Origin of the sequence: Blautia segnis (assembly GCF_014287535.1) — a bacterium.
Classification (GTDB): Bacteria; Bacillota; Clostridia; order Lachnospirales; family Lachnospiraceae; genus Blautia_A; species Blautia_A acetigignens.
In genome coordinates, this window is the sequence record NZ_JACOOT010000019.1 from 20,551 (window position 1) to 39,701 (window position 19,151).

Consider the following 19,151-nt stretch of genomic DNA (forward strand, 5'->3'; position numbering starts at 1 on the left):
GGGGCTTTTCTTTCACTTGATACAATTATTCAGAAATCAGATTGCACGGGTAGCTTCCTTAAGCCATGCTTTCTCATCTTCATTCAGATATGGAGAAATCTTCTCATATACCTGTGCATGATAATCATTAAGAAGTGCTCTCTCCTGGACAGACATCTGCTGTGGAACTACACCGTCAAGGTCAAAGGGAACCATAGTCAGATGCTCAAAGCACATAAACTGTCCGAAGCTTGTTTTTTCTGCCTTCTTGCATACGATCATATTTTCATGACGGATTCCGTATTCATTCTCCACATAATATCCAGGTTCATCTGAGGTAATCATACCCTCTTCCAGTACTGCGTTATCTCCCGGAATGATTCTCCAGCGGAAGCTGTTTGGCCCTTCATGGACATTCAGCAGATAGCCGACTCCATGACCGGTTCCGTGATTAAAATCCTGACCAAGCTCCCAAAGTGGTCCACGAGCCAGATAATCCAGGTTTACGCCTGTGCATCCATAACGGAATTTTGCATTTGCCAGATTCAGCATACCGCGTAAAACGGCTGTAAAGTATTTCTTCTGTTCATCATTTACAGAACCCATAACAATGGTACGTGTGGTATCTGTAGTGCCCTCGTAATAATGTCCGCCGGTATCTGCCAGAACAAAATTTCCCGGTTCAATGGAAATATCTGTTTCAGGTGTTGCAGAATAATGATTAATGGCAGCATGAACACCGTAAGAAATAATAGGATCAAAGCTGTTGCCGATAAAGTTCTCCTGCTGCTTGCGCAGGCTATAAAGCTTCTCTGTAACACTAAGCTCCGTCATTGGAACCTTGCCCACATTTTTCTTTAACCAGTAAATAAATTTTGTGAGAGCCACACCATCTTTAATATGGGCGATGCGCTCATTCTCTACCTCTATCGGATTTTTGATTGCCTTTGGAAGGAAGGTAAGATTCTCTTCATCCAGAACAGCTACGCCCTCCGGGATACTGCCTGCGAGGCGGCTGTTAGCTTTCTTTTTACAAAGAAGGACCTTCATATCTGTTGTGAATGTTTTTACATATTCATAAATATCGTCATATGGAAGAAGGGCTACGCCATCCTTTGCCAGTGCATCCTTAACTTCTGCCGGAAATGCTTTTTCATTTGCAAACAGAAGGATTTTGGTTTTGGTCATTACCAGGTAAGAAAGAACAACCGGACAGCAATGCACATCGCCGCCGCGGATATTTAAAAGCCATGCAATATCATCCAGAGAGGTCAGTACAAAGGCATCTGCCTTCTTCTCTTCCATTGCCTTGCGGATCCTTGCACATTTGTCAGCACGAGATTCTCCTGCCCACTTCACGTCCAGCTCCATAACCGGCTCACATGAAAGCGCAGGGCGGTCTTCCCATACTTCTCCCACAAGATCATAGTTTACGCAAAGAGCTGCGCCCTTCTTTTCAAGAATCTCTGAAAGCTCAGCTGCTTCCTTCGCACTGACAGTTCTTCCGTCAAAGCCCAGACACATGCCCTTTCCCAATTTTTCCTCCAAAAACTGGTGTACAGTGGGAACGTCCGGTTCGCCCATTTTAAAAAGCTCTACACCTGTGCCCTCCAGCTGCGCTGCAGCCTGGATAAAATAGCGGCCGTCTGTCCATAAACCAGCCATGTCCTCCATGATCACAGCTCTTCCTGCAGAACCGGTAAAGCCTGTGATAAATTTCCTGCACTTAAAATATTCTCCTACATACTCTGAAGCATGAAAATCATCTGTGGGAACAAGATAGGCATCTATTTTTTTCTCCCGCATCTTCTCGCGAAGAGCCTCGATTCTCTCCTTTACTGTCATAGCATAATCTCCTTTACTATTGTTTTATCCTTAATGCTTAGGCTGGTAACGCATATCTGAAACATTATATACGGTTACAAAAGCCTTTGGATCCTCCTGATTGATGTAATTCATCAGCTTCTGATATTCGGATTTATCTACAATGGTAATGATTTCATTTCGTCTTTGCATATTGTAAGCGCCGATTGACTCATAGATGGTTGCTCCACTGTGCAGATCCTCTACAATAAACTGACGAAGCTCCTTCTCCTTCTGCGTGATGATACAGACCCGTCTTTTGATATTGTGGTCAAAAATAAAGTGATCCAGAACAATTCCATTAAAGTATGTTCCAAGAACACTAAGCACTACTGTCTTTTTGTCATATACAAGTGCGGCAGAAAGTGCTACGCACATTCCTGATAAAGACATTGCTTTTCCAATCTCCATGTGAAGGTACTTGTTCATGACCTTCGCTACAATATCCAGGCCGCCGGAAGAAGCATTTCTGTTGAAAAGAATACTTGAGCCAATACTTACCACAAGAATATAGCACAGCACATCCAGCTCCTGGCTGTTAGTCATAGATCCGAAATCCGGAAATAATTTTTCGAAAAGGCCAAGAAACAGAGGCAGCATTATACTTGTGTAAATAGTCTTTACGCCAAACTCCTTTCCGCAGGTAAGAAACCCCACAATTAAAAGCACTACATTCAGGATCATAGTAATCGTAGACAATGGCAGGGGAATAAAATTGGTAAGTACAATACCAAGACCTGACATACTGCTTATGGAAGTGTGACTGGGGACCAGAAAGAAATATACGGCAGCTGCTATGATGGCCATAACCCCGGTCAGAATAAGTGCTTCCCTTAATACATTAAAATAGTTGAAATCTTTTTTCATGGTTACTACTACTCCCTACATTATTTTCCCAACATGCTTTAGTATACTTAAGATTGCAGGGTTTGTCTATATGGATTTCGGAAAAACAGTGATTGTATGCGGCAAATCAAAAGGGAGAATTGATACACTATAAGGTATAGCAGTCATAGCGAATGGCTTTTCCGCTTAAAGTATAGGATGGCTTTCTTTCTGCAAGAAATTCACTTTTTAAGGGGCGTTTTACAATAATCTTTGACGGTCTGGTCTTAATGGCAGCGTCAAAAAGCTCTGTTTCAGCAGAGCAAGGCGGCTCCAGCTTCTGAATCAGCTGAAGCTTTTTGTTGATCAGGCTGGACTTCTGCCTTGCAGGAAACATGGGGTCCAGATAAATTACATCTACCGGGTCAAGAAGCTTTGACATCTGGTCTATGCTGTTGCCCTCTATCAGCTTCATGCGGCCTGCAATGTCCTTTAGGAGCGGATGCTTCCTGGCCCGTCGAAGTGCGTCCTTTAAAAGAACTGCGATCACAGGATTCTGTTCATACAAGGTTACTTCATAGCCCTGTGCTGCCAGAAGGAAAGCGTCCTCTCCCATTCCTGCTGTGGCGTCAATGGCTTTTCGCCCCTCTTTTTCAGATTTGGCTGCGCGGACAAGCATCTCATGCTGCAGTCGTCCGTTGGTGACTCTGTGAAGCATGTTTTCAAAATCTCCCTGGTAGCTTAATCCGAAGCCGACTAAAGAAACTCCTTTGGAATTAAACAAAACAGTCAGCTGGCTTCCCGGTTTGTCCATCATGCAGAAGCCTGTTCGCCTGGAAAAGGCTTCTGCCATGTCCTTTTGTCCGCCCTTTTCAAGGCAGACTACGATCTCACTGTTCATTTTCAAGCAGCTGTCTCTCCACAGCTTCAAATCCAATCCGCTCAATAGTTTCTGCGAAGCGCTCTCCTTTGATACCGTTATCACGGAAGAAAAGGATGGCTTTTTCAATCACGTCTAAGGCCTCCTCTTTGGAGGTGAAAATCCTGCCAAGAGCTCTTCCCTTTGCTACTTTTTTGCCCCAACGTCCGCCAATGTAGATTTTGTAGCCGTAGGTGCCGTCTTCAATGGTGCCAAACGGGCATTTTCCTACGCAGCGTCCGCAGTGCTGGCAGGTCTCTTTGTCAATCTGGATTTTTCCATTGATCACCTTTGCCACTTTGTTTGGACAGCTGGCTTCGATGGCACATTTTTTGCAGCCCTTACAGGCATTGATGCTGACCTGTGGGATTCTCTGGCCGATAATGCCAACATCGTTCAGGTCTGGTTTGACGCAGTTATTTGGGCAGCCTCCAACTGCAATCTTAAATTTATGGGGAAGGGAGGTATCCCGGTATCCTTCGTAGAAGCGCTTGTAAATTTCTTCTGAAATTGCGTAGGAATCCAGAAGTCCGTACTGGCAGGTGGTTCCTTTACAGGATACTACAGGACGGACCTTGGCTCCGGTTCCGCCTGTCACCAGGCCCTCCTTCGCAATAAACTGCTGGAATTCTTCAATTTTGTCATAGGGAATTCCCTGCACTTCTACGGAAAGTCTGGTAGTATACAAAAGATTGCCGTTGCCGAACTTCTCTGCCGCTTCTGCCATGCAGCGGTGCTGTGCTGCGGTTACTTTTCCATTGACGGTAAGAATACGGGCAGAAAAAAGATCCGTTCCCCGGTTGTTAAGAAAGCCCATTCCTTTTACGCGGGCTTCGTCTTCTTTGCTGACTGTTAATGCTGACATTTTGCTACCTCGTTTCATGTGTATTTCCTTTAATATAGCACTTGAGGATGTATTTGAAAAATGATATTATTTTATAGAAATGATAGGTATTTTCTATATAAGGAGCAATAGATATGACGATAAGACATCTGACGATTTTTGTTGCAGTGGCGGATCTGGGGTCTATGAGCGCCGCTGCTGCTTCTTTATATTTGTCTCAGCCGACGGTGAGCCAGGCCATTCGGGAGTTGGAAAAGCATTACAATGGTCTTCTTTTTGAACGATTGGGAAAGAAGCTGTATCTCACAGAACGGGGCCAGCTTTTGCTTCCCCAGGCGCGAAATCTGATCCGGCAATTTCAGCAGCTGGAGGAACTGATGCTGAATCAGGGGCAGTCTTCCACACTGAAGCTGGGTTCTACTATTACGGTGGGAACTTGTTTGACGCCCTTTCTGATTCCCCGGCTTCAAAAGAACTGCCCGGAGATTCGGGTCCATTCTTATGTGAGCAATACCAAGGATATTGAGCAGAAGCTTCTTCGCTCGGAGCTGGATGTGGGAATTGTGGAGGGGGAAATCCTTTCTCCGGATCTTACTGTTCTTCCGATTATTGATGACTGCTTGGTGCTTGCGGTGGGAAAGGATCATCCATTTTATGGGAAAAAACGCATTCAAGTACAGGATCTTGTGGGGGAACCTTTTGCTATGCGTGAACAGGGAAGCGGAACCAGGCAGCTGTTTGAGGAGTATGCTGCGAAGCATCATATTTTTGTGCAGACGGTTTGGGAGGCCAACAGTCCCCGGGCGCTTCTGAATGCTGTGCTTTATGACCGGGTACTTGCGGTTATGTCTCTTCGCCTAATGCCGCATGAGATCCGGCATGGAAAAATCAGGGTTTTTTATAATCAAAATGGGGAATGGAACCGAAAATTCAAACTTGTTTATCACAAAAACAAGTTCCTCTCTCCTGCTATTCATGAACTGGAAAGACTGCTTCACACTTATGAAAATATAGAACTTTCGCCGGATATGGGGATACTGGAATGATGTATCCAATATTTTCCATGTCTGGCGGAAGTGTAAAGAATTATTGAAATTTTATTCATCAAATCAAAAGGGCAGGAATATGGCTCCTTCATTAGATTCAGCTTAGATTTTACTGATCAATACTACAATTCCGGCGACGGCAAGGGCGATGATCAGATACAGAATGGTGGCCAGGCCGCGTTTCTCGGCCTCGTTTATGTATTCCTTTGGATAAAAATAGATACAGTTGAGTCCGCTGTCTTTAGCCGCGCATTTTACCAGCAAAAAGAACAGGAGACAGTACAGGATAAGTTGTAATAACAGCATAATCAAATCCTCCTATATAAAAAATGGAGGACCATCAGGTCCTCCGTCTGATTGCAGGATTCTTGCCTGTGCATCTTCCGTTATTCTGGCATGATGTTCCAGTCCCATCAGTTGGTCCAGAAGATAGCAGGACTCACCAGTATCAGAACCAACTTTTGCCCGCATTTTTGTATCTAAACCATTAAGAAATTCTATGGCAGGTTTGGTTCCTTTAGATTGGTATATGGTATATACCATATTGTCAATTGCAAATTATTATATTACCGTTCACTGGTAATATAATCACAGCATCTCATGAATCTCCGGGAAGATGCAAAGGCTGCGGGCTAAGGTTCCGGTGATCAGGGCGATTATGGTGCCGTAGTTGGTGAAGGGGATGGACTGGTCGGTGGCGGTGCGCATGCGGTACTGGATTTCGCGGTGGTTCAGCATGCAGCCGCCGCAGTGGATCACCATGGAATAAGGGGCAAGGTTCTCTGGGAATTCGGTGCCGGAGCAGAATTGGAAATTCAGGGACTTGCCGGTGTACTGCTGGAGCCAGTTTGGCAGCTTTACGGTGCCGATGTCGTTGCACTGGCGGTGGTGGGTACAGCCCTCAGCGATGAGAACAGTGTCCCCGTCCTGAAGGTTTTTCAGGGCGGAAACGCCTGCCACTGCAGTTTTCAGGAAGCCTTTGTAATTTGCCATCAGTATGGAAAAAGAAGTCAGGGGGATGGAATCGGGTGTGATTTTTCCTACCATGGAAAATGCCTGGCTGTCCGTGATGACCATTGCTGCCTTATTTCCCAGCTGGTCCAGGGCTGCTGCAAGTTCATGCTCCCGGACTACCACTGCAATTGCCCCGGCTTCTAATACATCCCGGATGGCCTGCTGCTGGGGCAGGATCAGCCTTCCTTTTGGTGCGGATTCATCGATGGGACAGACCAGGATCACGGTATCAAGAGGTTTTAGCAAGTGGCCGACCAGTTTTTTTGTCATGGTGTCGGTTTGAATCAGGTGGCCTAAGCGTTCCTTTAATTCTTGGATATTGGTTTTCTTTAGGGCGCTGACCCAGATCTCATGTTCCCCGGCATCTGGTATGGGAGAAATAAGGTCGGATTTGTTGTATACGATCAGATAGGGAAGCTCTTTTTCACGGAAAAGAGTGATCAGTTCCTGATCGGCAGTGGTTGGTCCTGCTGTGGCATCTACCACAAGTACGGCAATGTCAGTTTTGTTCAGGATTCGTTTGGTGCGTTTTACGCGAAGTTCGCCAAGCTCTCCTACATCATCAATGCCTGGAGTGTCAATGATGACTACGGGGCCAAGGGGAAGAAGCTCCATGGATTTGGTAACCGGGTCGGTGGTGGTTCCTTTTATGTCTGATACAATGGAAAGCTCCTGGCCAGTTACGGCGTTGACTACGCTTGATTTGCCTGCGTTTCGGCAGCCGAAAAAGCTGATGTGGAGGCGGCCTGCGGAGGGTGTTTGATTTAAAGTGCTCATAGCTTAGCATCTCCTTTTTCTTTGAAAATACAAATGTGGGGACAGCAGACGCCATCCCCCAAGATATTTGCTCTAGAGCGTGTTTGAAAAAGGCTCTAGAACCGGAAATCCCGCTCTCCGCCTGCAATCTTCACAAGGCGCTCTTCCACAATTTTTCTTACTTTTTCGTTTGGAATATCCTGAAGCTGGGACTGGATCATGGTGTCGCCGAGGGTGCGGGTTTTGTCGGAGGCGTAATCCTGCAGGTATTCTTTTAAGGTCATCAGGGCGTTTGGCAGACAGCAGTTCTGGATCTGACCGGATTTGCAAAGAGACATGAACCGGTCGCCTGTCCGCCCCTCCCGGTAACAGGCGGTGCAAAAAGAAGGAACATAGCCCATTTCCATTAACCAACAGACTACCTCATCCAGGCTGCGGCGGTCAGAAATATCAAACTGTACCGTGTCTTCCGGTCGCTCCTCTTCCGTGTATCCGCCTACGCTTGTGCGGGAACCTCCGCTGATCTGGGAGATTCCAAGATGGAGCACCCGCTCACGGCAGCGCTGGCTTTCCCGGGTGGATACGATCATGCCAGTGTAAGGAACGGCAATGCGGATACATGCCACGATCTTAGCAAAGGTATCATCGCTGATTGCATTGGAAAAAGCAGAAGGATCGATATCATCCGCCGGACAGATACGGGGAACGGAAATGGTATGCGGTCCCACCCCGTGAACAGCCTCCAGATGCTCGGCGTGCATAAGGATTCCCGCAAACTCATAGCGGTATTTATCCAGCCCGAACAAAACGCCAAGTCCTACATCATCAATGCCGCCCTCCATGGCACGGTCCATAGCTTCGGTATGATAAGCATAGTCATGCTTCGGTCCCCATGGGTGAAGCTGCTCATAAGATTCCTTGTGATAGGTTTCCTGGAAAAGAATGTAGGTGCCGATGCCGGCATCGTGAAGCTTCCGGTAATTTTCCACGGTGGTTGCAGCGATGTTTACGTTTACCCTGCGGATGGCGCCGTTTTTGTGTTTGATGGAATAAATGGTTTGGATAGATTCCAGTATGTATTCAATGGGATTGTGGATGGGATCCTCTCCTGCTTCCAGGGCAAGACGCTTGTGGCCCTGATCCTGAAGAGCGATAACTTCCGCGCGGATTTCCTCCTGGGTCAGCTTTTTGCGGGGGATGTGCTTGTTGATGGCATGGTAGGGACAGTAAGTACAGCCGTTTACGCAATAGTTGGAAAGGTACAAAGGCGCAAACATTACAATACGGTTGCCGTAAAAATCCTTTTTGATCTGCTCGGCCAGAGCATAGATTTCCTGAACCTTTTCCGGGGTTTCGCAGGCAAGAAGCACGGAGGCATCCCTGTGGCTTAAGCCTTTACGCAGCTTTGCTTTTTCCAGGATCTCATCGATCAGGGGGAGGTCGTCTTTGTGTTCGTCTGCATAGGCAAGGGATGCAAGGATTTCTTCGTGGTCAATAAATTCTTCGGCTTTTAATGATTTGGGATCGTACATAATGGTTTCCTTTCTTTTGGGTCAGGACGGGCCTTTCCCATTAGTGAAGTGTTATGGAGTTCCGTATTCAGTTTTTATTTTGAGCGCCTGGAAAGATGGTCGCCTCTAGACACCACTACCTGATATCCAATGGATTTCATGCGCATGGAAAGACAGTTGCGGCACTGTGCTGCCTCATCCCCGGTGCAGATCTTGTTGTCGTAGAGTGCGTATTTTTCCCGCACCTCTGTAGGGGAAAGGTTGGGCATGCACACGTTTGCACCAGCCTGGATGCCTTTTTCCCGGCCCTTTGGGTGGATGGTTCCAAGGGCTGTGGTGGCCGGAAGCAGAGCCTGGGGAAGCATCAGACGAAGGATGCCAAGGAGAAAAAGGGTCTGCTCTAAGGTGCCGGGGGCCTGAGCCCGAAATGGGGTGTCTTTCTGTGGAATAAAAGGGCCGATGCCCACCATCTCCGGCTGCAGCTCGTGGATAAAAAGCAGGTCCTCTGCCAGCTGCGAACTGTTCTGTCCAGGAGAGCCTACCATGAATCCGCAGCCAACCTGGTAGCCAATGCTTTTTAAATCCCACAGGCATTGTTTCCGGTGAGCCAGGCTTAGTTCCGGCGGATGTAAAATCCGGTAGTGAGCATCCTCGGCAGTTTCGTGACGGAGAAGGTACCGTTCTGCTCCTGCGTCAAACCAGCGCTGGTAGGTTTCCCGATCATGCTCTCCCACGGAAAGGGTGATGGCGCAGTCAGGATGCTGACTTTTGATAGAGCGCACCAGATGCTCAATCCGTTCTGGAGTGTAAAAAGGGTCCTCTCCGCCCTGCAGTACGAAGGTGCGAAAACCAAGCTGATAGCCCTCTTTGCAGCAGCCAAGAATCTCCTCTTCGGTCAGCCGGTAACGGCTGGCATTTGGGTTGGAACGGCGGATGCCGCAGTAATAGCAGTCATTTCTGCAGTAGTTGGTGAACTCGATCAGACCGCGGACGTAGACATCTGTACCGTAATTGACCCTGCGCACAGCATCTGCTCTAGAAAAAAGATAGGCAGAAAGCGCTTCATTTTGCCCGTCCAAAAGTGTGATCAGTTCTTCTTTTGGCAGAATGTGCTGCTGTTCTAATTTGTCAATGCGTTCTATTTGTGCTTGGATCATAAACCATCTCCCTTTTATAAAAAAAATCCCGCCGCTTCGCTCCCCCTCTTAAAAGGGAAAGATACAGCGGCAGGATTTGTGTCTGCAAAAAAATCATCGTATCTTTCACCTCAAGGATTGGTTTCAGTGTCAGGGGATGCTTGTATTCAATTGTAAAAGCTTCTAAACTTTTCCAGGCTATACCTCTTTCAGACCTTGGAATAAGCCACCTTGGTGGAAATCCCATTCAGCCGTCCAAGAGCACCGGACAGTGCATTGATCTTGTCAAGGGGAGCATCCAGCACCACGCAAATAATGTTGATGCCTTTTTCACGATGGGGAATACCCATCCGTCCGATGATGTATTCTCCATAGGTATGCAAAAGTCCGTTCAGTGGTTCGACGGCGTCCGTATTCTCTACAATAATGCTGATCACAGCAACTCGTGTTTCCATGGAAAATCCTTTCTGTAAAATAAAAAAACAACAAGTTATTTGTGTTTATTATAGTGATAAATTAACCAAAAAGCAATAAAAATTATATTTTTAACAAGCATTTTGTACAAAAATAGTTACTGTTCATAGGTAATATTCCGCGAGGTGTTTTTTGTGAACAAAGTTCACAGAAAACCCGAGGATTGCGGCGCGAAATCATGCAAAGCATGATTTCTGTGCATCGCGAAGCGTGTTACTGGGCACGGAGTGAACCAGTAACCAAAAATAGTTGCTGCGCCGAAAGCATGCAGCAACTATTTCGCAATTGTATTTATTTTCCCTGAATATCCACTAATGAATACTCAGATTTGCATCCGGTTTTGAATTTGATGGCCCAGTCGGAGATTACGGAGGTGACGATGAAATTGGTGTTGTCACGCTTCTCAAGCCGTAAACACGGTCGTCTGAGGCAAGATTGGAATGGTTCTTGATGGTCATAAGGGGGAAAAGCTGTCCGGCATTGAATGGCTTCATGACGGAGATTCCAACGCCTTTTTTTTCACATCTGGAATACAGTTCATAGCGCTCGGCATTACTTCCGATGGAAAAATCTCCCTGTCCGTAATCGTACATAGGGTTGATGGAAAACATCATCATGTCGATTAGGCCCATATCCAGAACCTTGTTTGCCAGCGTGGAGGCAGAGGTTAGGGGCAAAAGGTCTTTTGCCCCTATTTTGCCCCTGATATCATAATAAGGCTTAAACATGGGTTTAAGTCAAGAAAAACTTTCCTGGGAGCTGCTGGCTTGTTGGCTGGTTTTCTGGCTGGCGCGGAACTGCAGGGGTGTTTTCTGGTAAAATTTCCGGAATGCTTTTATGAAGCTGGCGCAGCTTTTGTATCCGGTTTCATGGCTGATCTCCAGGACACTGAGGCTGGTATTGCCAAGAAGCTGGGCGGCTTTTGTCATACGGCATTCATGGACATATTGTCCGATGGATATGTGATAGCACATTTGAAAACCAGCTTTCAGCTTCTGTTCATTCAGAAGCAGCAGCTTACTCAGCTCCGGAATACTGGGAGCAGACTCCGGGTGATCGGTGAGAATCTGATACGCCTGGCTGATGGCAGACAGGTCGAAAGAAGAAAAAGTAATCTGCCTGTTTCCCAGCATGGTACTTGGGCATTTTTCATCCAGGCTGAACTGGCCGTTTTTTACAGATTCACTGATGCTTCCAAGACACTGGAGAATGCATCCTTCCAAAATCAAAGGAGTAAGAGTGCCCCGGACTGCCATGTTGGTGAGCTGGCGCAAAGTAGTCATGGCTGCAGTAGGAAGCCAGTGATAAGTCACGTTTCTGGTAAAACAGGTTACGGAAAAAATGTGCGGATCCACAGTTTTCAGCAGTTCCACAAATGAAGGGGCGATAGAAACCTCAATTCCGCAGTACTGCTCTCCTTTTTTCCAGAACTGTTGTCCCTTCAGATGTCCTTCCAGCACCAGAAAAGAGTCCGGCGTGGAAGAATCTGCTTTTACTCCGTCAATTTTGAAATGGGTGATTCCGGTATAAAAGTTTCCGAAACGAAGCAGCGGTTCTTCATCCTGAAAAGAAATGGAAAAATTATGATGCACAGTATACTGGGCAACTGCCAGGCTGTAAAATCCCTTTCGTTCATAGAGAATCAGGAACCCATCCTCTGGATTTTCTTTATTATCCCATCTGGTACAGGATTCCAGGGATTTTGGGCAAAAGTTCAAAGCTTTCAATATTTTTTCCTGGAATTCCAGGTGCTTTTCCAATGACATAAAATCAGATTTCCCCCATCTTCTGTAATTTACAGCTTTTATTATACCAGGTATTTTCCTGAAAATGCAAAAGAATATTCCAATCGGGTGTAATTTTATTGAAACATTGCCAGACGGAAATTTCTGTGATATGATACCCCTCGTCCAGTTAGCTAACACTAATTTTTGTTAAACACATGAACCACAGAAAGGATAATAAGTATGAAAACAAGAGAAAAACACACAGGTATGCTTCTTGCAGCCGCAGCACTTGCAACCGCGTTTACATGCACTGCTTTCACCGTATCCGCTGCAGAAGAACAGGAAATGCGCACGGTAGAGACAGATAAGGGTGAGGTGGAAATTCCAGTCAATCCTGAAAAAATCGTGTCCGATTACTATCTTGGAGAATTTCTTGCAGTAGATGTAAAGCCTGTTATCGCGTCTCCTTACTCCTTATCCAATAAATTTCTGGAGGAATATATAGACGGGATCCAGGCAATGAACGTTACAAGCGCAGAAACCTCTCTGGAAATGATCGTGGCAGAACAGCCAGATCTGATCGTCACCATTACAGAGGCTGATTATGAGAAGTATTCTGCAATTGCACCTACTGTTTATATTGAAGATGGAAAGCGCTCTGACGAGGAGCTTTTCCTTTACATTGCAGATCTGGTGGGAAAAGAGGACGAAGCGCAGGCTTATGTAGATGATTTCAATACCCGCGTGATGGATGCAAAAGAAGAAATCCAGGGAATTGTAGGGGATCAGACTGTTTCCATCGTAGAGGTATGGCCGCAGCAGATCTATACAATGGGAAGTCATTTCGCAAGAGGCGGAAGCATTTTATATGATATGTGGGATTTAAAGGCACCGGAAAAAGTTCAGGAGGAAATGGTAGACGGGGATACCGCTTATGAAGTTGTTTCTCTGGAAGCACTTCCGGAATATACCGGCGACTTCATTTTGTACGGGGTTCTTGCGGATACAGACAGCTCTTTTGTGGAGGATTCCCAGCTGTGGAACAACCTGGATGCAGTGAAAAATGGAAAGGTTCTTTCCTATGAGCAGGTATCCTTTATGCACCGTGATCCTATCACACTGAATGCACAGCTTGACATTTTCCTTGATTTCTTCAGAGGCTTTGAGGACTAAAATGAACTCCCGAATTAGAAAAACCATATTTTTTATTGTTGGAATCGCAGCCCTTTTTGTGGCTGCGGTTTGTTCTGTAAGGTTTGGAAGTACAAATATATCCGGGGAAAAGATCCTGCAGGCGATTTTGCAGCCGGACTGGTCCGATTCTGCGCAGATTGCCATTCTTGAGCTTCGGATTCCAAGAACCATCGGCTGTATTATCGTAGGTGCCGCATTTGCCTGCGCCGGTGCGATCATGCAGGGAATCACCCGGAATCCTCTTGCCGATTCCGGGCTTCTTGGAATTAATGCAGGATCCTCTTTTGCTCTGGCGGTATGTCTTGCTTTTTTGCCGGGAATGAGCTTTTCCGGCATTGTAATGTGTTCTTTTCTGGGCGCTGGTGCTGCCCTGCTTCTTGTATATGGGCTGATGAGCCTTCGCCACAAAAAGCTGGATCCTGTCAGGCTGGTTCTTGCGGGAAGTGCGGTAAGCATTTTCCTCTCTTCCATCTGTCAGGCAATCTCCCTTTTTTATAATATTGGCTATGATCTTACCTTCTGGACAGCTGGCGGCGTTGCGGGAATCCGTATGAAACAGCTGACCTTTGCAGTTCCTGGAATTGCGGCAGGACTTCTTCTGGCGATGCTTCTTTCCAAAAGGATTTCCCTTTTAAGCCTTGGGGATGACGCGGCAAGAGGACTTGGAATCAAGGTGGAAAGGACAAAAACATTATGTTTGGTGGCAGTGCTTCTTCTTGCAGGAAGTGCGGTTGCACTTGCAGGACCCGTTTCCTTTGTGGGACTTCTGGTTCCCCATGTGGTCCGTTTTTTTGCAGGCTCTGACTACGGCACAGTGATACCTGGCTCTATGATTACAGGGGCTGTGTTTATGCTTCTTGCGGATATTATTTCCAGAGTGATCAATGCGCCTTCCGAAACGCCGGTGGGACTTGTTTTTGCAGTTGTGGGGTCCCATTTTTCATTTGGACGGCAAGAAAGGGGGCGGATGAAAATGACTGATGCAAAGCAGAAAAAAAGAGTCTGTATGGTGTCCCTGATTCTTTTGGTTCTTCTTGCAGCGGGAATCCTTGCAGATATTTATGCAGGGTACAGCCGGCTTTCTCTCCAGGATTTTTGGGAAATTATCTTAGGCGGCGGAGATCCGGGACTTCGGTACACCCTGATTCAGCTTCGCCTTCCCAGGATTTTTACCAGTCTTTTGGTTGGCGTAGGACTTGGACTTGCCGGCGGAATCATACAGGGCGTGGCGAAAAATGATATGGCAGAGCCCGGAATTCTTGGAATCAATGCCGGAGCAGGACTTGCGCTGGCTGTGTTTATCGTATTTTTTGCAGGCAGCAGCCAGAATATGACACCTCTTCTGCCAGTGATCGCTTTTGCAGGGTCTGTGATCGTTGCAATCATAGATTATCGGTTGGCATTTACGGGAAATGGACTTTCCCCCAAAAGGCTTCTGCTGATTGGAATTGCGGTTTCCACTGCTGTTTCCAGTGTGACTACCATGCTGATGCTCCGCATGTCAGACAGTGAATATGCCTTTGTGCAGAACTGGCTCGCCGGAAGTATCTGGGGTGCATCCTGGTCAAATGTGCACATTTTATTTGTTTGCCTTCTGGTGCTGGGGCTACTAGCTTTTTACAAAAGCCGGACCTTGAATGTTCTGGTTCTTGGAAATCAGACCGCAACCGGTCTTGGGGTTGAAGTTTCGAAGCAGTCTGCCATTCTTCTTGGAATCGCCATTGGAATGTCCAGTCTTTGCTGCGCTGTAGGCGGCGGCTTAAGCTTTGTGGGGCTTGTGTGTCCTCATCTGGCAAGGCGTCTGACCGGTCCGAACTACAGATCCCTGATTGGGATTACAGCTTTACTGGGTGCGGTGCTTCTGGTGTTTTCCGATATTATTTCCAGAACCCTGCTGATTCCAAATGAGATTCCCATTGGAATTGTGGCTGCGGTAATCGGTGCGCCTTATTTTCTTTATTTACTGATCATGCAGGATTAAATCATAAATTTGGAGGAACAAAACGTAATGAAACCAGCTATTTACGGCAAGGATATTTCCGTTGCCTATCAGCAGAATCTGATTATCCCGTCTATGAGCGTCCAGATTCCAAAGGGAAAGATAACTTCTATTATCGGCCCCAACGGCTGTGGAAAATCTACTTTATTGAAGGCACTCTCCCGTATGATTCCTGTAAGATCCGGAGAGGTTTTCCTGGAGGGAAATTCCATTACCCAGATGCCTGCTGTGGAGGTTGCAAGGAGAATGGCAATTTTACCACAGAGTCCTCAGGCTCCCGGCGGACTTACGGTGCAGGAACTGGTCTCCTATGGAAGATATCCCCATCAGAAGGGGTTCGGGAAACTGAAAAAAGAGGACAAAGATGCCATACAGTGGGCTCTTGAGCTTACCAAAATGCAGGAACTAGCACATCGGCGGGTGGATGCGCTTTCCGGCGGTCAGCGCCAGAGGGCCTGGATCGCAATGGCATTGGCACAGGATACGCCGCTGATCCTTTTGGATGAGCCTACTACTTATCTGGATATGGCGCATCAGCTGGAAATCCTGGAGCTTCTGGAAATGCTGAACAAAACTCAGGAAAAAACCATTGCACTGGTAATTCATGACTTGAACCAGTCTGCCAGATTTTCTGACTGGATCATTGCCATGCGGGACGGGAAGGTACTCTATGAGGGTACGCCAGAGGAAATTATGACGCCGGAGGTTTTTCATAATGTATTTTCGCTGGATGCGTATATGGAAACCGATCCGTGGACACAGAAACCAATGTGTGTCACCTACCGGCTGGAAAAATAAAGAGGAAAGAGCAAATGTGCGTGACACAGATGCTCTTTCCTCTTTTATTACGGCTGTTGGCAGTTGACCTGTTTGTTTAGGAAAGCAGGTCTTTGTAGCGTTTGGCGTATAGGATAAATGACAGGGCCATGAAAAAGCTGCAGGCCAGGATCAAAGTGTTGGCGATGTTCATGGGCATGTCGGGGATGAAAAGAAGCAACAGCATGACCAGGTAAAAGAAGGCGGTACAGACCTTGCCGTACCACATGGCGCCTTTGTTTTCCTGGGTTTTCTTTAAGACCTTCACTCCCACGATTCCCATGAAGGCTTCTTTCACTGCGAAAAGAAGGAATAGCCATTTCAAAAGGGAATATTCTTTCATCAGGCATAAGATCAGAACACCTTGGGTGATCTTGTCTGCAATAGGATCCAGGATCTTGCCGAGCTCGCTGACCATGTTGAATTTCCGGGCAATCTTGCCATCCAGGAAATCGGTGAGTGCGGAAAGCAGGATGATGGCTGTGAGCAGATTGCTTCTGCCGGATGCCCCGGACTGATAAAATGCGGCTAAAAATACGAACGCCAGTACAATGCGGAATGTGCTTAACAGGTTGGGAATGGTAAAAATTTGTTTTTTGTCCAGTTTCATAACGTTTCTCCTCCTTGGTTGCTTCCTATTGTAAAGCATTTTGGAGGGAAAATCAATTTACAGATTTGGGATTGAGACAAATCTGTAAGGCAAAAGACAGGCGGGGGCTATGCAGGCTTGGGGGAAGGTGGAGGAGTTTATTTATTATTGGAATAGCTGCCTGGCGTTTTCCAGGTTTTCTTTGCCGTTTATTTTCAGGAGGACACTTGTAATAGATTGATTCATTCCGCTGGACTGGCACAGGGCTTGGGCGTGGGAAAAGGGAATGTAGATTTCGGTATCCTGGTTTTCCAGGACGGCGGCTGCATGGCAGGGAAGCCAGGTGGAAGCGGCAACACTGGAAGGATTGTTTCCAGAAGCATTAGCCATATTGGAGGTAGCACTGCCTGTCGCAGAAGAAACGGTGGTGTAGGAAGCCGTGGCGGTAAGGCTGTCAGATGCAATGCCGGTATCCAGGGAGTAGGTGATGGAGAGCTCCTCTCCCATTTGCAGATATTTTTGCTGCTGATTTTGGGAAATCTGGTGGCCATTGGAGTCTTTCATATTGGAGAGGGAATTTTTGCCAAGGAGCAAAAGGGGAACGGTTCCCAGGGAATCCTCATCTGGACTTTGAACAAAGGCACTTAGGTCAATTCCGTAGAAGGCGGTGGTTTCTGTGTAATCTTCTATTTTTAAGGTTACTGGAATTTCCACAACCGGGTAAACTGCCTGGATGCCTATTATCTTTGACGCGCTTTTCAGAAAGTCGTTATCGTAGGTGAGATCGCCAAGGGACACCAGTGCGGTATAGGTTCTTCTCTCCTCCTGCATGCCAAGGAAAAGCCGGATAAGCAGGAAAAAAATCAGGGTGCACAGGGCGGCGAGAAAACAGGTGAAGCTGTCGGCTTTTTTCTTTTTCATTGGGAGGCCGCCTTTCTGGCTTCTTCCAGGAGTACGTTTTTTCGGCGCAGGCTTACCAGGAGAAGCAAAATGATGCAGATCAGGAAAAGGGCGCCTACAGCAAGGATAGAATACCACCAGCTGTTGGTTTCGGTCTGGTCCTCTTCCACTTTCAGGGACTGGATCTGGGATTCTTTGAGTTCGGTCAGGAAGTCAGAGGCGGTCTCGTAGGAATTTCCAGAGGAATCCTCGTAGGTGAGGATGAAACGGCCGGAGATTTGGCCTGGGGATAAGGTGGCTGCGGTTTCATTCGTTTTTCCCTTTACATAGATTTTCATACTGCCCTCTGCTGCAGTGCCGGCTTCGATATTTCCGAGAAATACCGTTCCGCTGGGGCTTAGGCCCGTGGCTTCCAGGCGGACTTTGGCGTTGTAGAGCTTGTCTCTGCCAAGGTTCATGGCTTTTACCGGGACTTCGATGGTGTCCATGGTGTAGACGATGGAGGGAATGTCGGAAGCTTCCAGCTCGGCGCGAAGCTGTTGCGAAATATTGAAGGTGAGGGTTTCTGTGCCAGTAGCTGCGGTTGCCTTGGAGTCCTCATATTCCAGGGAAAAAGTGACGGTGACTTGTCCTGGGGCGGTATCTTCCGCTATGGTCATCAGCGACTTGAGGGTGATGGCTTCCCCGGGAGTTAGTCTTTGTACATAGAAAGAATTTTTGGCAAATTCGATTCCCTTTGTTTCTGTAGAAAGGGAAATCTTCAGGCCGAATACGTTCTGGCTGCGGCTTTTGTTGCGGAAGACCACAGACATTTCCTGGGTGGTTCCGGCTTTCAGGGACTGACCGGAAAGGTTGCTGTCTTCTAAGAGAAGCTGGGGCTTATGGAGAATGACTTCACCGGAGGATGAGCTGCCTGAACTGCCGCCCGTGTATCCTCCAGAGCCGCCGTCTGTATATCCGTCTCCTGATATGGTTCCGTTGTCTGCACCTGGATCTATTATGGCGGAGCCGTTTCCGTTTAAGTCATTTGAAGAATTTCCATTTTCGATGATGACATGGATGGTTTTATCCTTGGAAGAACTGCTGGTGTCATCGCCTGAGAAAAATCCGTCCAGGTCAGAGGATGAGTTATCGGAGTCCGGTGACTGGCTATCTGAACCAGAAGAACTATCGGAGCCGGGCTCCCGGTTATCTGTGGAGTTAAAGTTATGGTCGCTGAAATCATCGCCGCTGGAATTGTTGACGGAACTTTCATTGTCCAAAGAATTTTCCATTTCTTCCGAAAATGTACCGTTCTCATCGGGGACAGATGCTGCGGCGGGAACTGGCAGTAAAAAGATAACAAGGAAAAGATAAGCACCGCTCAAAAAACGCCTGTATGATTTTTTATGAATGCTATTATTTTTTGTGTAAATTTGTAATTGACAGTTCCTCATATCCAATTTGTCCTTTCCTTATAATTATTCGGAGATTACGCAAGCTTTTGGGGGAACAAAATTCACAGAAAAATCGAGAAATGCGATGCGTAATTATGCAAATCATAATTCCTGTGCGGTGCA

18 protein-coding genes are annotated in these 19,151 nt (G+C 46.9%); 4 read left to right on the forward strand and 14 right to left on the reverse strand.

The genetic code is table 11. The features are described 5' to 3' along the window. Nucleotides 1-36 precede the first annotated feature (36 nt). The 4 genes from H8S54_RS08295 to H8S54_RS08310 all read right to left on the reverse strand — a co-directional run bounded on the left by H8S54_RS08295 (nucleotide 37) and on the right by H8S54_RS08310 (nucleotide 4,451). Nucleotides 37-1,824 carry an aminopeptidase P family protein gene (locus H8S54_RS08295; protein WP_186901274.1) on the reverse strand — a complete coding sequence of 596 codons (1,788 nt, stop codon included), beginning with the start codon at nucleotides 1,822-1,824 and terminating at the stop codon, nucleotides 37-39. Between the two features lie 30 nt (nucleotides 1,825-1,854). Continuing rightward, entirely contained in the window at nucleotides 1,855-2,709 is an 855-nt protein-coding gene (locus H8S54_RS08300) for a YitT family protein (protein WP_186901275.1), read from the reverse strand. A 127-nt stretch (nucleotides 2,710-2,836) separates the two neighbouring features. Beyond that, entirely contained in the window at nucleotides 2,837-3,568 is a 732-nt protein-coding gene (locus H8S54_RS08305) for a class I SAM-dependent methyltransferase (RefSeq protein ID WP_186901319.1), read from the reverse strand. Further along, nucleotides 3,558-4,451 carry a 4Fe-4S binding protein gene (locus tag H8S54_RS08310; RefSeq protein ID WP_186901276.1) on the reverse strand — a complete coding sequence of 298 codons (894 nt, stop codon included), beginning with the start codon at nucleotides 4,449-4,451 and terminating at the stop codon, nucleotides 3,558-3,560. Before H8S54_RS08310 ends, H8S54_RS08305 begins: the two co-directional genes overlap by 11 nt. A gap of 113 nt (nucleotides 4,452-4,564) precedes the next feature. Here H8S54_RS08310 and H8S54_RS08315 point away from each other — a divergent pair, with 113 nt between their 5' ends. Then, nucleotides 4,565-5,476: a LysR family transcriptional regulator gene (locus H8S54_RS08315; RefSeq protein WP_021926199.1), complete on the forward strand. Its 912-nt coding sequence runs from the start codon at nucleotides 4,565-4,567 to the stop codon at nucleotides 5,474-5,476. Nucleotides 5,477-5,578: 102 nt separating this feature from the next. Here H8S54_RS08315 and H8S54_RS08320 read toward each other — a convergent pair whose 3' ends face one another. The 7 genes from H8S54_RS08320 to H8S54_RS08350 form a co-directional block, all read right to left on the reverse strand. Then, nucleotides 5,579-5,782 carry a hypothetical protein gene (locus tag H8S54_RS08320; protein WP_117850319.1) on the reverse strand — a complete coding sequence of 68 codons (204 nt, stop codon included), beginning with the start codon at nucleotides 5,780-5,782 and terminating at the stop codon, nucleotides 5,579-5,581. 282 nt (nucleotides 5,783-6,064) lie between these two features. Further along, nucleotides 6,065-7,267 (reverse strand): [FeFe] hydrogenase H-cluster maturation GTPase HydF, encoded by a 1,203-nt coding sequence (gene hydF / locus H8S54_RS08325; protein ID WP_186901277.1) that lies wholly within the window; start codon nucleotides 7,265-7,267, stop codon nucleotides 6,065-6,067. Between the two features lie 95 nt (nucleotides 7,268-7,362). Continuing rightward, on the reverse strand, nucleotides 7,363-8,778 hold the full coding sequence (gene hydG / locus H8S54_RS08330; protein ID WP_186901278.1) for a [FeFe] hydrogenase H-cluster radical SAM maturase HydG: 1,416 nt from the start codon (nucleotides 8,776-8,778) through the stop codon (nucleotides 7,363-7,365). 74 nt (nucleotides 8,779-8,852) lie between these two features. After that, nucleotides 8,853-9,914, reverse strand: a complete 1,062-nt coding sequence (gene hydE, locus H8S54_RS08335; protein ID WP_021925125.1) for a [FeFe] hydrogenase H-cluster radical SAM maturase HydE — start codon at nucleotides 9,912-9,914, stop codon at nucleotides 8,853-8,855. A 188-nt stretch (nucleotides 9,915-10,102) separates the two neighbouring features. Continuing rightward, nucleotides 10,103-10,348, reverse strand: coding sequence for a TM1266 family iron-only hydrogenase system putative regulator (locus tag H8S54_RS08340; RefSeq protein WP_021925126.1), 246 nt, complete (start codon nucleotides 10,346-10,348; stop codon nucleotides 10,103-10,105). A 384-nt stretch (nucleotides 10,349-10,732) separates the two neighbouring features. Then, nucleotides 10,733-11,095 (reverse strand): aldo-keto reductase family protein, encoded by a 363-nt coding sequence (locus H8S54_RS08345; protein ID WP_021926223.1) that lies wholly within the window; start codon nucleotides 11,093-11,095, stop codon nucleotides 10,733-10,735. A gap of 9 nt (nucleotides 11,096-11,104) precedes the next feature. Then, nucleotides 11,105-12,133 carry a helix-turn-helix domain-containing protein gene (locus H8S54_RS08350; RefSeq protein WP_021926224.1) on the reverse strand — a complete coding sequence of 343 codons (1,029 nt, stop codon included), beginning with the start codon at nucleotides 12,131-12,133 and terminating at the stop codon, nucleotides 11,105-11,107. A gap of 201 nt (nucleotides 12,134-12,334) precedes the next feature. Between H8S54_RS08350 and H8S54_RS08355 the strand changes: the two genes are divergently transcribed. From H8S54_RS08355 to H8S54_RS08370, 3 genes are read left to right on the forward strand one after another with little or no spacing between them, the layout of a single operon-like run. Further along, nucleotides 12,335-13,267 carry an ABC transporter substrate-binding protein gene (locus H8S54_RS08355; RefSeq protein WP_173767744.1) on the forward strand — a complete coding sequence of 311 codons (933 nt, stop codon included), beginning with the start codon at nucleotides 12,335-12,337 and terminating at the stop codon, nucleotides 13,265-13,267. A gap of 1 nt (nucleotide 13,268) precedes the next feature. Next, nucleotides 13,269-15,269 (forward strand): iron ABC transporter permease, encoded by a 2,001-nt coding sequence (locus tag H8S54_RS18190; RefSeq protein WP_243176721.1) that lies wholly within the window; start codon nucleotides 13,269-13,271, stop codon nucleotides 15,267-15,269. Nucleotides 15,270-15,296: 27 nt separating this feature from the next. After that, the gene (locus tag H8S54_RS08370) at nucleotides 15,297-16,085 is read left to right on the forward strand and encodes an ABC transporter ATP-binding protein (RefSeq protein WP_173767746.1); all 789 of its coding nucleotides are present in this window, start codon (nucleotides 15,297-15,299) and stop codon (nucleotides 16,083-16,085) included. Between the two features lie 76 nt (nucleotides 16,086-16,161). Here the strand turns inward: H8S54_RS08370 and H8S54_RS08375 are convergent, their stop codons facing one another. The 3 genes from H8S54_RS08375 to H8S54_RS08385 form a co-directional block, all read right to left on the reverse strand. Continuing rightward, nucleotides 16,162-16,713: a CDP-alcohol phosphatidyltransferase family protein gene (locus H8S54_RS08375; protein ID WP_021926229.1), complete on the reverse strand. Its 552-nt coding sequence runs from the start codon at nucleotides 16,711-16,713 to the stop codon at nucleotides 16,162-16,164. Between the two features lie 144 nt (nucleotides 16,714-16,857). Beyond that, nucleotides 16,858-17,613 carry a hypothetical protein gene (locus tag H8S54_RS08380; RefSeq protein ID WP_021926230.1) on the reverse strand — a complete coding sequence of 252 codons (756 nt, stop codon included), beginning with the start codon at nucleotides 17,611-17,613 and terminating at the stop codon, nucleotides 16,858-16,860. Next, nucleotides 17,610-18,866: a COG1361 family protein gene (locus tag H8S54_RS08385; RefSeq protein WP_173767748.1), complete on the reverse strand. Its 1,257-nt coding sequence runs from the start codon at nucleotides 18,864-18,866 to the stop codon at nucleotides 17,610-17,612. Before H8S54_RS08385 ends, H8S54_RS08380 begins: the two co-directional genes overlap by 4 nt. Nucleotides 18,867-19,151: the final 285 nt, after the last annotated feature.

Coding starts and splice junctions, on each gene's coding strand:
- H8S54_RS08295 (WP_186901274.1), bottom strand. CDS start 1,824: ATGACAGTAAAGGAGAGAATCGAGGCTCTTCGCGAGAAGATGCGGGAG.
- H8S54_RS08300 (WP_186901275.1), bottom strand. CDS start 2,709: ATGAAAAAAGATTTCAACTATTTTAATGTATTAAGGGAAGCACTTATT.
- H8S54_RS08305 (WP_186901319.1), bottom strand. CDS start 3,568: ATGAACAGTGAGATCGTAGTCTGCCTTGAAAAGGGCGGACAAAAGGAC.
- H8S54_RS08310 (WP_186901276.1), bottom strand. CDS start 4,451: ATGTCAGCATTAACAGTCAGCAAAGAAGACGAAGCCCGCGTAAAAGGA.
- H8S54_RS08315 (WP_021926199.1), top strand. CDS start 4,565: ATGACGATAAGACATCTGACGATTTTTGTTGCAGTGGCGGATCTGGGG.
- H8S54_RS08320 (WP_117850319.1), bottom strand. CDS start 5,782: ATGCTGTTATTACAACTTATCCTGTACTGTCTCCTGTTCTTTTTGCTG.
- hydF (WP_186901277.1), bottom strand. CDS start 7,267: ATGAGCACTTTAAATCAAACACCCTCCGCAGGCCGCCTCCACATCAGC.
- hydG (WP_186901278.1), bottom strand. CDS start 8,778: ATGTACGATCCCAAATCATTAAAAGCCGAAGAATTTATTGACCACGAA.
- hydE (WP_021925125.1), bottom strand. CDS start 9,914: ATGATCCAAGCACAAATAGAACGCATTGACAAATTAGAACAGCAGCAC.
- H8S54_RS08340 (WP_021925126.1), bottom strand. CDS start 10,348: ATGGAAACACGAGTTGCTGTGATCAGCATTATTGTAGAGAATACGGAC.
- H8S54_RS08345 (WP_021926223.1), bottom strand. CDS start 11,095: ATGTTTAAGCCTTATTATGATATCAGGGGCAAAATAGGGGCAAAAGAC.
- H8S54_RS08350 (WP_021926224.1), bottom strand. CDS start 12,133: ATGTCATTGGAAAAGCACCTGGAATTCCAGGAAAAAATATTGAAAGCT.
- H8S54_RS08355 (WP_173767744.1), top strand. CDS start 12,335: ATGAAAACAAGAGAAAAACACACAGGTATGCTTCTTGCAGCCGCAGCA.
- H8S54_RS18190 (WP_243176721.1), top strand. CDS start 13,269: ATGAACTCCCGAATTAGAAAAACCATATTTTTTATTGTTGGAATCGCA.
- H8S54_RS08370 (WP_173767746.1), top strand. CDS start 15,297: ATGAAACCAGCTATTTACGGCAAGGATATTTCCGTTGCCTATCAGCAG.
- H8S54_RS08375 (WP_021926229.1), bottom strand. CDS start 16,713: ATGAAACTGGACAAAAAACAAATTTTTACCATTCCCAACCTGTTAAGC.
- H8S54_RS08380 (WP_021926230.1), bottom strand. CDS start 17,613: ATGAAAAAGAAAAAAGCCGACAGCTTCACCTGTTTTCTCGCCGCCCTG.
- H8S54_RS08385 (WP_173767748.1), bottom strand. CDS start 18,866: ATGGAAAATTCTTTGGACAATGAAAGTTCCGTCAACAATTCCAGCGGC.